14 protein-coding genes and 1 pseudogene are annotated in these 13,155 nt (G+C 67.4%); 7 read left to right on the top strand and 8 right to left on the bottom strand.

The genetic code is table 11. The features are described from left to right. Positions 1 to 261: 261 nt before the first annotated feature. Entirely contained in the window at positions 262 to 714 is a 453-nt protein-coding gene (locus ABD024_RS16250) for a DUF192 domain-containing protein (RefSeq protein ID WP_425543167.1), read from the top strand. Between the two features lie 219 nt (positions 715 to 933). On the opposite strand, the gene ABD024_RS16245 is transcribed toward ABD024_RS16250, so the two are convergent. Further along, a complete protein-coding gene (locus ABD024_RS16245; protein ID WP_056391343.1) occupies positions 934 to 1,128 on the bottom strand; it encodes a rubredoxin in 195 nt (64 codons plus the stop codon). 116 nt (positions 1,129 to 1,244) lie between these two features. Between ABD024_RS16245 and thiE the strand changes: the two genes are divergently transcribed. Then, positions 1,245 to 1,883, top strand: a complete 639-nt coding sequence (gene thiE, locus ABD024_RS16240) for a thiamine phosphate synthase (protein WP_343855418.1) — start codon at positions 1,245 to 1,247, stop codon at positions 1,881 to 1,883. Continuing rightward, on the top strand, positions 1,880 to 3,160 hold the full coding sequence (gene hemL, locus ABD024_RS16235; protein ID WP_343855415.1) for a glutamate-1-semialdehyde 2,1-aminomutase: 1,281 nt from the start codon (positions 1,880 to 1,882) through the stop codon (positions 3,158 to 3,160). Before thiE ends, hemL begins: the two co-directional genes overlap by 4 nt. A 1-nt stretch (position 3,161) precedes the next feature. Here hemL and ABD024_RS16230 read toward each other — a convergent pair whose 3' ends face one another. Together ABD024_RS16230 and ABD024_RS16225 are read right to left on the bottom strand one after the other, a co-directional pair. After that, positions 3,162 to 3,581, bottom strand: a complete 420-nt coding sequence (locus ABD024_RS16230; protein WP_343855414.1) for a VOC family protein — start codon at positions 3,579 to 3,581, stop codon at positions 3,162 to 3,164. 43 nt (positions 3,582 to 3,624) lie between these two features. Continuing rightward, positions 3,625 to 4,851, bottom strand: a complete 1,227-nt coding sequence (locus ABD024_RS16225; RefSeq protein WP_343855413.1) for an acetylornithine/succinylornithine family transaminase — start codon at positions 4,849 to 4,851, stop codon at positions 3,625 to 3,627. A gap of 339 nt (positions 4,852 to 5,190) precedes the next feature. Between ABD024_RS16225 and ABD024_RS16220 the strand changes: the two genes are divergently transcribed. Both ABD024_RS16220 and ABD024_RS16215 read left to right on the top strand, forming a co-directional pair. Then, the gene (locus tag ABD024_RS16220) at positions 5,191 to 5,343 is read left to right on the top strand and encodes a hypothetical protein (protein ID WP_343855412.1); all 153 of its coding nucleotides are present in this window, start codon (positions 5,191 to 5,193) and stop codon (positions 5,341 to 5,343) included. Positions 5,344 to 5,506: 163 nt separating this feature from the next. Further along, a pseudogene (locus ABD024_RS16215) lies at positions 5,507 to 5,746 on the top strand (cysteine peptidase family C39 domain-containing protein); the annotation flags it as partial. A gap of 14 nt (positions 5,747 to 5,760) precedes the next feature. On the opposite strand, the gene ABD024_RS16210 reads toward ABD024_RS16215, so the two are convergent. From ABD024_RS16210 to ABD024_RS16190, 5 genes are all read right to left on the bottom strand, one after another. Next, positions 5,761 to 7,182, bottom strand: a complete 1,422-nt coding sequence (locus ABD024_RS16210) for a sigma-54 dependent transcriptional regulator (protein ID WP_343855409.1) — start codon at positions 7,180 to 7,182, stop codon at positions 5,761 to 5,763. A 242-nt stretch (positions 7,183 to 7,424) separates the two neighbouring features. Further along, positions 7,425 to 8,243 carry an SDR family oxidoreductase gene (locus tag ABD024_RS16205; protein WP_343855407.1) on the bottom strand — a complete coding sequence of 273 codons (819 nt, stop codon included), beginning with the start codon at positions 8,241 to 8,243 and terminating at the stop codon, positions 7,425 to 7,427. 43 nt (positions 8,244 to 8,286) lie between these two features. Further along, positions 8,287 to 8,895: an LON peptidase substrate-binding domain-containing protein gene (locus ABD024_RS16200; RefSeq protein WP_343855406.1), complete on the bottom strand. Its 609-nt coding sequence runs from the start codon at positions 8,893 to 8,895 to the stop codon at positions 8,287 to 8,289. Between the two features lie 47 nt (positions 8,896 to 8,942). Continuing rightward, positions 8,943 to 10,331 carry a UDP-N-acetylmuramate:L-alanyl-gamma-D-glutamyl-meso-diaminopimelate ligase gene (gene mpl / locus ABD024_RS16195; RefSeq protein ID WP_343855405.1) on the bottom strand — a complete coding sequence of 463 codons (1,389 nt, stop codon included), beginning with the start codon at positions 10,329 to 10,331 and terminating at the stop codon, positions 8,943 to 8,945. Positions 10,332 to 10,378: 47 nt separating this feature from the next. Then, positions 10,379 to 10,963 (bottom strand): adenylate kinase, encoded by a 585-nt coding sequence (locus tag ABD024_RS16190; RefSeq protein WP_343855404.1) that lies wholly within the window; start codon positions 10,961 to 10,963, stop codon positions 10,379 to 10,381. Between the two features lie 191 nt (positions 10,964 to 11,154). Between ABD024_RS16190 and ABD024_RS16185 the strand changes: the two genes are divergently transcribed. Further along, a complete protein-coding gene (locus tag ABD024_RS16185) occupies positions 11,155 to 12,432 on the top strand; it encodes a 6-phosphofructokinase (protein WP_343855403.1) in 1,278 nt (425 codons plus the stop codon). A gap of 157 nt (positions 12,433 to 12,589) precedes the next feature. After that, positions 12,590 to 13,015, top strand: a complete 426-nt coding sequence (locus tag ABD024_RS16180) for an RcnB family protein (RefSeq protein ID WP_343855402.1) — start codon at positions 12,590 to 12,592, stop codon at positions 13,013 to 13,015. Positions 13,016 to 13,155 lie beyond the last annotated feature (140 nt).

The raw sequence follows: 13,155 nt of genomic DNA, 5'->3' as shown, positions 1-13,155 counted from the left end.
TCTGCACCCCGCAACGTTTCGTCCCGGGTGAGCCGCCCATTCTACATCGCTTTTCTTGACCGTCAACACCCTTAGCTAACAAATTTTTCAGCGTGGAGTGTTGTGGAACCTTCGCGAAAGGGCGCTTCATCGAAGGGGCGAGAATCATAGCGCCGAGCCGCGCATCTGGGAAGGGGGCGCGTGCACTTTTCTCGCAGAAGCACCGTTGACTGCAGCGCTACACTGCCCGTCGCGTCTTCCCGCCCGCGACGAGTACCTGCGATGAAACGATGGATTGCACCGCTGCTCTTCCTGCTGTCCGGTTGTTCCGGCAGCACTCCCGCGCAATCCGCAAAGCCGGCAGTCGAGCTGCATAGGCAGCGTTTCTCGGTGGAGCTCGCCACCGACGACGCCAGCCGACAGCATGGCCTGATGATGCGCACCACGCTGGCGCCCGATCACGGCATGCTGTTCGTGTTTCCCCACACCGGGCCGCAGGCGTTCTGGATGAAGAACACGCTGATCCCGCTGGACATCCTTTATTTCGATGCGGATCGCCGACTGGTCTCGATGCAACTGGACGTGCCGCCATGCAAGGCCGATCCTTGCCCGACCTATCCCAGCGACGCGCCGGCGATCTACGTGCTGGAGCTGTCTGCCGGAACGGCGCAGCGCATCGGGGCGAAGCTGGGCGACGCGTTGAAGATCGACGGCGACATCGGGCCGGTGCACTGAGTGGCTGCACGCGGCGCGTCGAGCATGCCGACACGATAGGGAATCAGGTCTTCGGGACGAAGATTTTCCAGTACGTCCCAGTCGTCTTCGAACGGAATGAATTGTTGCATGGGATGTTCCCCGTATGACGCGCCGCGTGGCCGGGCGCAGGAACATCAGAGCAGGCGGCCCGGTCAATGCACTGACGGGATCGGGCCGTTTGCGGGCAGGAATCGGCGCTCAGTCGAGCTCGATCATCTCGAAATCGTCCTTGGTGGTGCCGCAATCCGGGCAGGTCCAGGTGTCGGGCACGTCTTCCCAGCGAGTGCCGGCGGGAATGCCTTCGTCGGGCACGCCCACGGCTTCGTCATAGATGTAGCCGCAGACGACGCACATCCATTTGCGCAAGGCGGTTTCGGTGGAACTCTGGCTCATGATCAGGCTTCTTCGGATCTCTGGGGAATGGAGCATTCTCGCAACTCGCCCGACAATACGAAAGCGCGACGACGTCGCCACCCCTTCCACCACGCTCGCGAGGCCATGATTTGAAGATGCCCATACCCCTGTCGGGCCGCGGCCTGTACGCCATAACCGATGGGCCGCGCGCCGATCTGCTCGACGTCGTCGCGCAGGCACTGGCCGGCGGCGCGAGGCTGCTGCAATACCGCGACTTGAGCGACGACACGGCACGACGCCGCGCCGAAGCGACGGCGCTCGTACAGTTGTGTCGCGCCCACGGCGTGCCGCTGATCATCGACCACGATGTCGCGCTGGCTCTGGCCGTTGGCGCCGACGGCGTGCATCTGGGCCGCGACGATGACGATCCGGTCGCCGTGCGTGCCGTGCTGGGCGAACACGCGATCGTCGGCGTGTCGTGCTACGGCTCGCTGCCGCGTGCGCAGGCGGCCGCGCGCGCCGGCGCCAGCTACGTGTCGTTCGGCGCGTTCTTTCCCTCGCCCACCAAGCCGTTGGCAGCGCGCGTCCCGATCGACTTGCTGAGGCAAAGCGCCGCGCTCGGCGTGCCACGGGTGGCGATCGGCGGGATCACGCCGGACAATGGCGCTTCGCTGGTCGAAGCCGGCGCCGAATATCTGGCGGCGATCGCCGCCCTGTTCGCCGCTCCCGATGTGCGCGCCGCCGCGCAACGTTTCGCCGACCTGTACTCCTCCGATCGAGAATCCGCACGATGACCAACCACGAACTCTTCCAGCGCGCCCTGAAGCTGATGCCCGGCGGCGTGAACTCGCCGGTGCGCGCGTTCAAGTCGGTCGGCGGCGAGCCGTTCTTCACCGCGCGGGCGGACGCCGCGTACTTGTGGGACGTGGAAGGCACGCGCTACATCGACTACGTCGGCTCGTGGGGGCCGATGATCGTCGGTCACAATCATCCCGCCGTGCGCGAGGCGGTCGAACGCGCGGTGCAGCACGGCCTGTCGTTCGGCACGCCCTGCCCGGCCGAAGTGACCATGGCCGAGACGATCACCCGGTTGATTCCCTCGGTCGAAATGGTGCGCATGGTCAACTCCGGCACCGAGGCGACAATGTCGGCGATCCGCCTTGCCCGCGGCGCCACCGGCCGGGCGAAGATCGTGAAATTCGAAGGCTGCTACCACGGCCACGGCGACAGCTTCCTGGTCAAGGCCGGCTCCGGCGCGCTGACCTTCGGCGTGCCGACCTCGCCGGGCGTGCCGAAGGCGAATGCCGACCTCACCCTGACCCTGCCGTACAACGACCTCGACGCCGCGAAGGCATTGTTCGCCGAACAGGGCAACGAGATCGCCGGCCTGATCATCGAGCCGGTCGCCGGCAACATGAACTGCATCCCGCCGATGGACGGCTATCTGCAAGGCCTGCGCGAATTGTGCACGCAGCACGGCGTGCTGCTGATCTTCGACGAAGTGATGACCGGTTTCCGCGTGGCGCTCGGCGGCGCGCAGGCGCACTACGGCGTGACGCCGGACCTCACCACGTTCGGCAAGATCATCGGCGGCGGCATGCCGGTGGGTGCCTACGGTGGCCGCCGCGAACTGATGGAACAGATCGCCCCAAGCGGCCCGATCTATCAGGCCGGCACGCTCTCCGGCAATCCGGTGGCAATGGCAGCCGGCTTGGCGATGCTGGAGCTGATCCAGGCACCCGGGTTCCACGACAAACTGGCCGCCCGCACGCGCCTGCTCACCGACGGACTGCAGTCGGTGGCCGACGGCGAAGGCATCGCGTTCAGCACCAACCGCGTGGGCGGCATGTTCGGCTTGTTCTTCAGCGCCGAAAAGGTGCAGAGCTACGCGCAGGCAACGGTGGCGGATGCCGCGCTGTTCAACCGTTTCTTCCACGGCATGCTGAAGCGCGGCGTGTACCTGGCGCCGTCGGCATTCGAAGCCGGCTTCATGTCCAGCGCGCACACCGACCAGGACATCGCCGACACGCTGGAAGCCGCACGCGGCGCCCTGCGCGACGCGAAGGGCTGATTCACCAGCTGCCGGTATTCGGCATCGACGCCCACGGCTCGCGCGGCGGCAGGTGGCCTTCCTGCAGCAGCTCGATCGAGATCAGGTCGGGCGAGCGCACGAAGGCCATGTGGCCGTCGCGCGGCGGGCGGTGGATGGTGCAGCCCATCGCCTGCAGGCGCGCGCAGGTGACGTAGATGTCCTCGACGCGGAACGCCAGGTGGCCGAAGTTGCGCGCCGAACCGTAGTCCTCCTGCGAACCCCAGTTGTACGTCAGCTCGACTTCGGCTTCGGGGCTGTCCGGCGCCGACAGGAACACCAACGTGTACTTGCCTTCGGGCACTTCCTTGCGGCGCACCTCGCGCAGGCCGAGGCCCTCGCAGTAGAAACGCAGCGAGGCGTCGAGATCGCGCACGCGCACCATGCTATGCAGGTATTTCATCGGGAGGCTCCTCCTGGTCGGCAAGGCTGGCGAAGGTTTCGCTTCAGCCTGCCGCAAAATCGTTCAAGGCTGCATGCAGGCGCGTGAGGCCGTCGGCCAGTTCTTCGTCGGTGATGGTCAGCGGCGGCACGAAACGCAGCACGTCCGGCCCGGCCTGCAACAGCAGCAGGCCATGCGCGGCGGCGCAGTCGAGGATCGTTCCCGCCTCGCCCCTGTACGCATCGGCCAGCACCGCGCCGATCATCAGGCCGCGGCCGCGCACCTCGGCGAACAGCTGCAGTTCGTGGTTGATCCGGGCCAATCCCGCACGCAGGTCGTGCGCCTGCCGTTCCACATTCATCAGCACCGCCGGCGAGGCCAGCTTGGCCAGCGCGACACGGGCGACCGCGGCGGCCATCGGGTTGCCGCCGAAGGTGGTGCCGTGCGCACCGTACTGCATCACCTCGGCCACCTTCGGGCCGGCCAGCATCGCACCGATCGGAAAGCCGCAGCCGAGCGCCTTGGCCAGGGTCACGATGTCCGGCGTGACGTCGTCGTGCGCGTGCGCGAACAGCGTTCCGGTGCGGCCCATGCCGCACTGGATCTCGTCCAGCACCAGCAACGCGTCATGCTGATCGCACAGCTCGCGAACGCGCTTGAGGAAACCCGGAGCGGCCGGCAACACGCCGCCCTCGCCCTGCACCGGCTCCAGCATCACCGCGGCGATGTCGCCGGTGGCGAACGCCGCCTCCAGCGCGGCGACATCGTTGAAATCCGCGTAGCCGAAACCTGCCGGCAACGGCTCGTAGCCCGCCTGGTACTTCGGCTGCGCGGTGGCGGTGACCGTGGCCAGCGTGCGGCCGTGGAACGATCCCCTGAACGTGAGGATGCCGCGCTGCTCCGGCGCGCGCCCCTTCGACGCCGCACACTTGCGCACCAGCTTGATCGCCGCCTCGTTCGCCTCGGCGCCCGAGTTGCACAGGAACACGCGCTCGGCGAAACCCGAAGCGTGCACCAGCTCCTCGGCCAGCCGCAGCGGCGGCTCGGTGTAGAACACGTTGCTGCTGTGCCAGAGCTTGTGCGCCTGCGCGACCAGCGCGGCAAGCAAGTCCGGATCCTGGTGGCCGAGCGCGTTCACCGCGATGCCGGCGCCGAAATCCACGTAGTCGCGCCCTTCGGTATCCCACACCCGGGCACCCTTGCCGTGGTCGAGCACCAGTTCGCGCGGCTTGTATACCGGCAGCCAGTAGCGCTTGCCGAGTTCGATCAGGGCGGAGGGTTGTTCGTGCATGGGGGTTCTCGAGGTAGCGGCGCTGGCCGCTGGATGGACAACAGGGGGTTGGGTGGCGCGCATCGTAGAGCCACGTCGCGACCACACACAATCACGCCTGCTGTTGTAACACCTGCCGATGGACTGTATCGCCCGCGTTACAGCCCATCGCAACGCAGCTGCGGCGGGCATCGCCACGCGCAGGCGGTCACCCGACGCGGGTGGCTGCTGTATACGCGACGACACGACAACGCCACGGCTCGAATCGGCCTGATCGCTGCAAACCGCGCCGTGGCGGGCTTTGTCGCACATGGCACGTGGATTGCTCATCCGGCGTGGGACCCATGCAGAGGGAGCATCATGTATCCGTGCCACCGTCGTCGGTTCATCGACTGCACCGTGCTGACGCTGGGTGCGCTGCTGCCAGCCAGCCTGCTTGCCGCCGACGCCCAGCAGGCCGTGGCGCAACCGGGCACGGCAGCCCCTCCGCCACCGGGCGGTAGGAGCGACTGACACGGAAAGCCGCGCAAGCGGCTAACGAGGGCGGTAACCCGGCAACCTGTAGCCGGGCACCAACGGAACCCCCCCGGCCCGTCCCCTGCGGGCCGGGGGGACTTCCTTCCGCAGGGAACGAAGTCACGGGAAGTCATCGTTGCGACGTGACCACAGCTGCGTCGTCGTCGATGCGGGGTTGGTGAAACAGCGCGGCTTCTCCATGCTTGACGTCAAGCACTACGTGGAATCACTCGGCACGCGCGCCCGCGGCTACCGCATTGACGAGGAACCCCCGCGCCCCCTGCGCGTGCCGGCACTGGTGCTGACGGACGTGCGCGGTTTCCGCCACTTCGTGGTGCTCAAGCAGGTGCGCAGCGACAAACTGGCCGGCCCGATGCTGCGCAACCGCCAGATGCCGCTGGCTTTCAAGATTTCCTACACGTTCTGAGTCGCCGGCGACCGGTGGCCGTTCACGCCTGCCGCGGGTCGTTCCGCGCGAAAGGGGAAGCCGTTGCCCCGCAGTCCACCCAGTTCCAGCCGGTGCTTCTTGCACAGGCGGTACACGGTGACCCGCGACACGTTGAGTCGCCGCGCGCATTCGCTGATGTTGTAGCGGCTTTCGCGCAGACAGTTCAGCACCGCCTCGCGCTCGGCCGAAACACGCGCCAGGCCGAGGCTGGGACGGAGGGGGACGGCAGATTGCGCGTCGAGCAGATCGAGATCCGCTGCGCCGATCAGCGCGCCCTCGGCGACGACCGCGGCACGCTGCACCCGATTGAGCAGTTCGCGCACGTTGCCGGGCCAGTTGAATGCCCGCATGGCCTGCCGCGCGCTGCTGCTGAATGTGCGGGCACGGCCCGGATGGCGCAGACGGAACGCATCCAGGAAATTCTGCGCGAGCAGTTCGACGTCGCCCCCGCGTTCGCGCAGCGCGGGCATGTGCAGGCGCAGCACGTTGAGCCGGTAGTACAGATCCTCGCGGAAGCTGCCCTGCGCCACTGCCGAGTCCAGGTCCACGTGCGTGGCGGCCAGCACGCGCACGTCCAGCTTGATCGGCTGGCTCGAACCCACGCGCACCAGCGTGCCTTCCTGCAGCAGGCGCAGCAGGCTGGTCTGGGCATCGAGCGGCAGGTCGCCGACCTCGTCGAGGAAAACCGTGCCGCCGCAGGCGGCTTCGAAATGTCCGATACGCCGCGCATTCGCGCCGGTGAAGGCGCCACGCTCGTGGCCGAACAGCTCGGACTGCACCAGGTTCGGCGGCAACGCACCGCAATTGATGGCGACGAACGGCCGGTCGCGACGCGCCGACAGGCCATGCAGCGCGCGCGCCGCAACCTCCTTGCCACTGCCGGTCTCGCCGGTGATCAACACCGGCAAGTCTACCGGCGCATATTTGCGCAGGCTGGCCACCGTGGCGCACATCACCGGACTTTGCGCGCCCAGGATGCCCGGGATATCCGTCTTTTCCGTGGCCGGCGCCCAGCCGCTGCCGAATTTCGTCAAGACGTCGGTCAGGCGCTTCATGTCGACCGGTGCGGTGAAGAAGTCCACGCTGGCCCGCAGGATACGCTCCACCTCCGGCGTATCGGCGGCAGTCTCCTGGGAAACCAGAGCAAGCCAAGGCAACCACGGGTGGTCGGCCATCAACTGGCCCATCGCCCGCACTGTGCATGCGTCGCTGCGACGCAGATCGGCCATGGCCACCACGATGTCGCCGCGCCGCATGCCCACGCCGCCCTGCAGCTGCGCGTCGCCGATCCTCGTGCGCCAGCCAGCCCCTGCCAGACAGGCGCATTCCTCATCCGTCGGTTGGCCAAACCAGACCACGCAACGCCTGGATACCTGATTGCCCGTCATGGCGCTGCCCCCTGTCCCCAAAGTCGCAGTCGTGGTTCGGGATGGCGACCTGAGCAGGCTGTCGATCCCGCTGGCGTTGCAGCCGCATCCTGTGCCTCTACTGCTGCAATAGCGCGGTCACAACATATACTCGCCAATAAACGAGCAATACGTGAAGAAACCAGGCCTCCTGGACGATCCACCGGCGTGGGTGGACACCCCCGATCGGTGCCGGGGCTCATTCCGTCTGAGGACTCCGGTTATCAGCCCAGGAACAGGTCCGGCAGCAACGAAGCGCCCGGCTGCACGGCATAGCCGTCGAAATCGGTGACTCCGACCTCGCGCAGGACCGCTTCGTCGATCGCGAAATGGCCGGTGTAGTCACGTGCCGGGCGGGTCAAGATGGCGTGGGCGGCGTCGGCCACGATCTCCGGCTTGCGACAATGCTCGGCCTTCACGCCGTCGATCATGCCGATCGCCGCAGTGGCGATCACCGTGCGCGGCCACAGCGCATTCACCGCGATGCCCAGCGGCGCAAATTCCGGGCTCATGCCGAGCACGCACAGGCTCATGCCGTACTTGGCGATAGTGTAGGCGGTGTGCGGCGCAAACCATTTTGGGTCGAGGTTGAGCGGCGGCGACAGCATCAGCACGTGCGGATTGGCCGCCTGCTTCAGGTAGGGCAGGCAGGCCTGGGTAACCAGGAAAGTGCCGCGGGTGTTGACCTGGTGCATCAGGTCGTAGCGTTTCATCGGCGTCTCGGCGGTGCCGGCCAGCCAGATCGCGCTGGCATTGTTGACGACGATGTCGATGCCGCCGAACTGCTCGGCCGCCTGCGCGGCGGCGGCCACCACCTGGGACTCCTCGCGGATGTCCACCTGCAGCGCCAGCGCCCTCCCGCCGGCAGCCTCGACCGCCGCCGCCGCGGTGTGGATGGTGCCGGGCAGCTTCGGATTCGGCACGCCACTCTTGGCCGCGATCACGATGTTCGCGCCGTCGCGGGCCGCGCGCAGCGCGATCGCCAGGCCGATGCCGCGCGAGGCGCCGCTGATGAACAAGGTCTTGCCGGCGAGGTCGGCCATGCGCGTCACCCTATCGAAAAATGCCAGTGTAAGACCCGCCGGTTCACGGCTTCTGGAAACGCGGCAGGATGTCGCGCAATTCGGCCAGCCGCTGCAGCGGATCGTTCAATTCGAGCATGCGCTGCTGCTCGCCAACATCCAGCGGCAGCAGCTCCGCCAGCCGGAAGCCCAGCCAGCTGGCGTCGTCGTAGGCGCTGCGTGGCGCGTGCCGCCAGTGCGACGCCATCGTCTCGATCAGCCTCTCGAGGATGGTCTGCAGCAACGCAAACTCCACCGGCACCTGCAGCTCCGGCTCGTCCGGCCAGACCTCCACGTCGCCACGCAGCAGGCCATCGGAGCGCACCCGACTGCGCGCGACACGAAAACGTGCGCCGCCTTCGGCGACGATGCCGAGCAGGCCGTCGTCGTCGCGATGGAAATCACTGATCCGCGCGATCGTGCCGATCGCTGCCGGCACCGCCGACTCGCCCACTTCCTGCCCCCGCAGGATCAGGCACACGCCGAAGCCGGTGCCATGACGCGTGCATTCCCGCACCAGGTCGAGATAGCGCGGTTCGAAGATGCGCAACTGCAGCTGGCCGCCGGGAAACAGCACGGAGGCCAGCGGAAACAGGGGCATCTCTATGAGCGGCGACTGGGACTGGGCGACCATCCGGCGAGTGTAACCAGAGCGGGCGCCGCGGTCAGCCGCGACCCGGTTCAGGCCTGCCGCAGGCTTTCCACGAAACGGCGCGGCGCCGCTTCGAAACCGCCGTTGGACATGAAGATCACCTGGTCGCCGGGTCGTGCCTGCGCACGCAAGGCGGCAATCAGCGCGTCGACCGTCGGCGCCGTCGCGCCGCGCCCGCCCAGCGCCGCGGTGACGCGGCCGGCATCCCATGACAGCTCGGGGCGATGCAGGAACACCACCGCATCGGCGTCGGCGAGCGACGGCGCCAGCGCCGCGGCGTGCGCACCCTGGCGCATCGAATTGGAGCGCGGTTCCAGCGCCACCAGGATGCGCGCGTCGCCCACCTTCGCGCGCAGCCCGGCCAAGGTGGTGGCGATCGCGGTGGGGTGATGGGCGAAATCGTCGTAGACGCGCACGCCGTCCACTTCACCGACCAGCTCCATCCGCCGCTTCACGCTTTCAAATGTGGCGAACGCCGGCAGCAACGCCTGCGGATCCGCACCGGCGGCCGCGGCCGCGGCGAGTGCAGACAGCGCGTTCATCACGCTGTGATTGCCCAGCAGCGACCAGCGCACCTCACCGATCGGTTCGCCGTTGTGACTTACGGTGAACACCGAGCCATCCGCTTCGACCAGCGTGGCCTGCCAGTCGCCGCGGTCGATACCGAAGGTTTCCACCGGCGTCCAGCAACCCATCGCCAGCACCTCGGCGAGCCGCTCGTCGTGCGCGTTGACGATCAGCCGGCCGTTGCCCGGCACGGTGCGCACCAGGTGATGGAACTGGCGCTGGATCGCGGCCACGTCGGGGAAGATGTCCGCGTGGTCGTATTCGAGATTGTTGAGGATCGCGATGCGCGGGTGGTAATGCACGAACTTCGAGCGCTTGTCGAAGAACGCGGTGTCGTACTCGTCCGCTTCAATGACAAACGGCTTGCCCTGCCCGAGCCGCGCCGACACACCGAAATTGCCCGGCACGCCGCCGACCAGAAAACCCGGCGCGAGGTCCGCCTGCTCTCTTGAAGCATGCTCGAGCAGATGCGCCAGCAGGCTGGTGGTAGTGGTCTTGCCATGGGTGCCGGCCACCGCCAGCACGTCGCGCTCGGCCAGCACGGTCTCGCCCAGCCACTGCGGACCGGAGATGTAGCGCAGGCGCGCATCGAGCATGTACTCGACGGCCGGGTTGCCGCGGGTCATCGCGTTGCCGACCACCACCAGGTCGGGCTGGGCGTGATCAGGCCCCGGCTGCAGGTGCTTGGCGGTGTAGCCGCTCATCAGACCGATGCCCAACGCCTCCAGCTGGGTGCTCATCGGCGGATAGACGTTCGCGTCGGAACCTTCGACCGTGTGGCCCAGTTCGCGCGCGAGCGCGGCGACCCCGCCCATGAAGGTGCCGCAGATGCCGAGGATGTGCAGACGCATGGTGAGCGGCTCCTTGAAGCCCGCTCTGCGCGGAGCGGGTAGTGTGCTCAGCCGTTCGCCGCGGCGGCTTCGTTCTGCAGCGCGCGCTCGATCCGCGCGGTAACCTCGGCCAGCTCGCCGACGCCGTCCACCACCTGCAGCTTGCCGCGGCTGGCGTAGAAGTCCGCCACCGGCGCAGTCTGCTCGGCATAGATTGCCAGGCGCTTGCGCACGGTATCCGGGTTGTCGTCAGCGCGGCCTTCGGCCTTGAAGCGGATCTCGCAGCGCCCGATGATCGCCTCGTTCGGCACGTCCAGCTTCACCACCGCATCCAGCGGCTGGCCAAGCTTGGCCAGCAGATGGTCGAGCGCATCGGCCTGGACCAGGTTGCGTGGATAACCGTCGAGGATGAAGCCGGCCTTCGCGTCGGCCTGGGCGAGACGCTCTTCCAGCATGCCGAGCAGGATGTCGTCGGAAACCAGTTGGCCGGCGTCCATCACCGCCTTGGCCTTGAGCCCCATCGCGGTGCCGGCGGCGACGGCGGCGCGCAGCATGTCGCCGGTCGAGATATGCGGAACCTCCAGCGCAGCCTTCAGCCGGGCCGCTTGCGTACCTTTGCCCGAGCCGGGCGCACCAAGTAGGACGAGTCGCATAATGCTCCACAAGTTCGGCGGGCCGCCGCACACTGCAACAGCCCGCCCGACACACAGAATTGTCCGTCAAATTAGCCGCTGCACCGGGTGCCGTCAAACAGAGACATTCGTCGTATCAAGCCAAGTGCTTGTTGCAGAAAAAGATTTGCCGACAACCGTCGCCACCCTTGCACCGTCTGATCGAGGATCCCATGAGCCCGAGTCGCCGTTCGCCCGCCATCACCGGCAACCTGCTGTACGCCCAGTCCGGTGGCGTCACCGCCGTGATCAATGCCACCGCCGCCGGCGTGATCGAGGCCGCCCGTGGCAAGGGCGTGAAGGTGTACGCCGCCCGCAACGGCATCCTCGGCGCGCTGCGCGAGGAACTGATCGACACCTCGAAGGAATCGGCCACCGCAATCGCCGCGCTGCGCCACACCCCCGGCGGCGCGTTCGGCTCGTGCCGCTACAAGCTGAAATCGGTGGAGGACAACCGCAGCGAATACGAGCGGCTGATCGAGGTGTTCCGCGCGCACGACATCCGCTGGTTCCTCTACAACGGCGGCAACGACTCGGCCGATACCGCGCTGAAGATTTCGCAGCTGGGCAAGACGATGGGCTACGACATCCGCTGCATCGGCGTGCCGAAGACGGTGGACAACGACCTCGCCGTCACCGACTGCTGCCCCGGCTTCGGGTCGGTGGCGAAATACACCGCGATCTCCACCCTGGAGGCCAGCCTCGACGTGGCCTCGATGGCCGAGACCTCGACCAAGGTGTTCATCCTCGAAGTGATGGGCCGCCACGCCGGCTGGATCGCCGCCGCCGCCGGTCTCGCTAGCGAGGGCGCCGACGCGCCGCCGCACATCATCCTGTTCCCGGAGAACGCGTTCGACGAGGCCGCATTCCTGGCGAAAGTGAAAGCCACCGTCGAGCGCGTGGGCTGGTGCACCGTGGTCGCCTCCGAAGGCGTGCGCAACGCGGCCGGCCAGTTCCTCGCCGAAGCGGGTACGCGCGATGCGTTTGGCCACAGCCAGCTCGGCGGCGTGGCGCCGGTGCTGGCGGCGCTGGTGAAGGAAAATCTCGGCTACAAGTACCACTGGGCGCTGCCCGACTACCTGCAGCGCTCCGCGCGACACGCCGCCTCGCAGGTCGACGCCGAACAGGCTTACGCGGTCGGCAAGGCCGCGGTCGACTACGCGCTGGCCGGCATGAACGCGGTGATGCCGGTGATCGTGCGCACGGCCGACGCGCCGTACCGCTGGAAGATCGAGCCGGCAGCGCTGGCGAAAATCGCCAACCGCGAAAAGAAGATGCCGAAAAACTTCATCAGCCGCGACGGTTTCGGCATCACCGCGGCGGCGCGGCGTTACCTGGCGCCACTGATCCGCGGCGAGGCGCCGCTGCCGTACGGCAAGGACGGCCTGCCGCGCTACGTGCGGCTGAAGAATGTGGCGGTGGCGAAAAAGCTGGCCGCGTTCCGGCGCTGAACCGGCCGGGTTCCGTGACCGGTTTCGCAAAGCTGAGCGCCACCTGAAACCGCTTCGCCGATATCGGACTACGTTCAGCCGCAACTTCCTACGATCCATCCTGCCCGGGTCGATCGCCGCGCCGTTGCGGCCACGACACCCCAGGAGGAGCCCTGAGATGAAACTCTTCAGTCGCCTGCTCATTGCACTTGCCCTGCTCACCACCGGCAGCCTCGCGCTGGCCGGCCAGAACAGTCACGACCGCGACCGCCGCGGCCAGGGTCATGGCTACGCCGATCAACGCCATGACGGCCGCCACGGCGACTACCGCCGGCACGACGATCGGCGTCATGACTACCGGCGCTACGACACCCGCCGTTACGATGACCGCCGCTACGGGTACCGCGACGGCTACCGGCGCCACGGCAACCATCCGCGCTGGGAGCGCGGCCACCACTACTACGGCCCGACCTATGTCGTGCGCGACTACGGCCATTACCGCCTGCGTCAGCCACCGCGCGGCTACCACTGGGTGCGCGCGAACAATGATTACCTGCTGGTCGCGATCGCCACCGGCATCATCCTGGACATTGCGCTGCAATAAGTCTGCGCCGAGGTGAACGAATCGGGGCCATGCATTCGTGCATGGCCCTTTTGTTTGCCGGACGGCGCTGCGCCGCACAACAGCCTGCACCGCAACGTCTGCCTATACTCCCCGGGACCGCCCGTTCCGGACGGCCACTT

The sequence above is a fragment of the Rhodanobacter soli genome (assembly GCF_039523495.1).
In the GTDB taxonomy this organism is placed as follows: Bacteria; Pseudomonadota; Gammaproteobacteria; order Xanthomonadales; family Rhodanobacteraceae; genus Rhodanobacter; species Rhodanobacter soli.
The sequence above is the reverse complement of the archived record's forward strand: the minus strand, read 5'-3'. Positions and strand labels throughout refer to the sequence as shown.

Bases quoted from the DNA above. Each gene is read 5' to 3' on its own strand.
- ABD024_RS16250 (WP_425543167.1), top strand. From the start codon at position 262: ATGAAACGATGGATTGCACCGCTGCTCTTCCTGCTGTCCGGTTGTTCC.
- ABD024_RS16245 (WP_056391343.1), bottom strand. From the start codon at position 1,128: ATGAGCCAGAGTTCCACCGAAACCGCCTTGCGCAAATGGATGTGCGTC.
- thiE (WP_343855418.1), top strand. From the start codon at position 1,245: ATGCCCATACCCCTGTCGGGCCGCGGCCTGTACGCCATAACCGATGGG.
- hemL (WP_343855415.1), top strand. From the start codon at position 1,880: ATGACCAACCACGAACTCTTCCAGCGCGCCCTGAAGCTGATGCCCGGC.
- ABD024_RS16230 (WP_343855414.1), bottom strand. From the start codon at position 3,581: ATGAAATACCTGCATAGCATGGTGCGCGTGCGCGATCTCGACGCCTCG.
- ABD024_RS16225 (WP_343855413.1), bottom strand. From the start codon at position 4,851: ATGCACGAACAACCCTCCGCCCTGATCGAACTCGGCAAGCGCTACTGG.
- ABD024_RS16220 (WP_343855412.1), top strand. From the start codon at position 5,191: ATGTATCCGTGCCACCGTCGTCGGTTCATCGACTGCACCGTGCTGACG.
- ABD024_RS16210 (WP_343855409.1), bottom strand. From the start codon at position 7,182: ATGACGGGCAATCAGGTATCCAGGCGTTGCGTGGTCTGGTTTGGCCAA.
- ABD024_RS16205 (WP_343855407.1), bottom strand. From the start codon at position 8,243: ATGGCCGACCTCGCCGGCAAGACCTTGTTCATCAGCGGCGCCTCGCGC.
- ABD024_RS16200 (WP_343855406.1), bottom strand. From the start codon at position 8,895: ATGGTCGCCCAGTCCCAGTCGCCGCTCATAGAGATGCCCCTGTTTCCG.
- mpl (WP_343855405.1), bottom strand. From the start codon at position 10,331: ATGCGTCTGCACATCCTCGGCATCTGCGGCACCTTCATGGGCGGGGTC.
- ABD024_RS16190 (WP_343855404.1), bottom strand. From the start codon at position 10,963: ATGCGACTCGTCCTACTTGGTGCGCCCGGCTCGGGCAAAGGTACGCAA.
- ABD024_RS16185 (WP_343855403.1), top strand. From the start codon at position 11,155: ATGAGCCCGAGTCGCCGTTCGCCCGCCATCACCGGCAACCTGCTGTAC.
- ABD024_RS16180 (WP_343855402.1), top strand. From the start codon at position 12,590: ATGAAACTCTTCAGTCGCCTGCTCATTGCACTTGCCCTGCTCACCACC.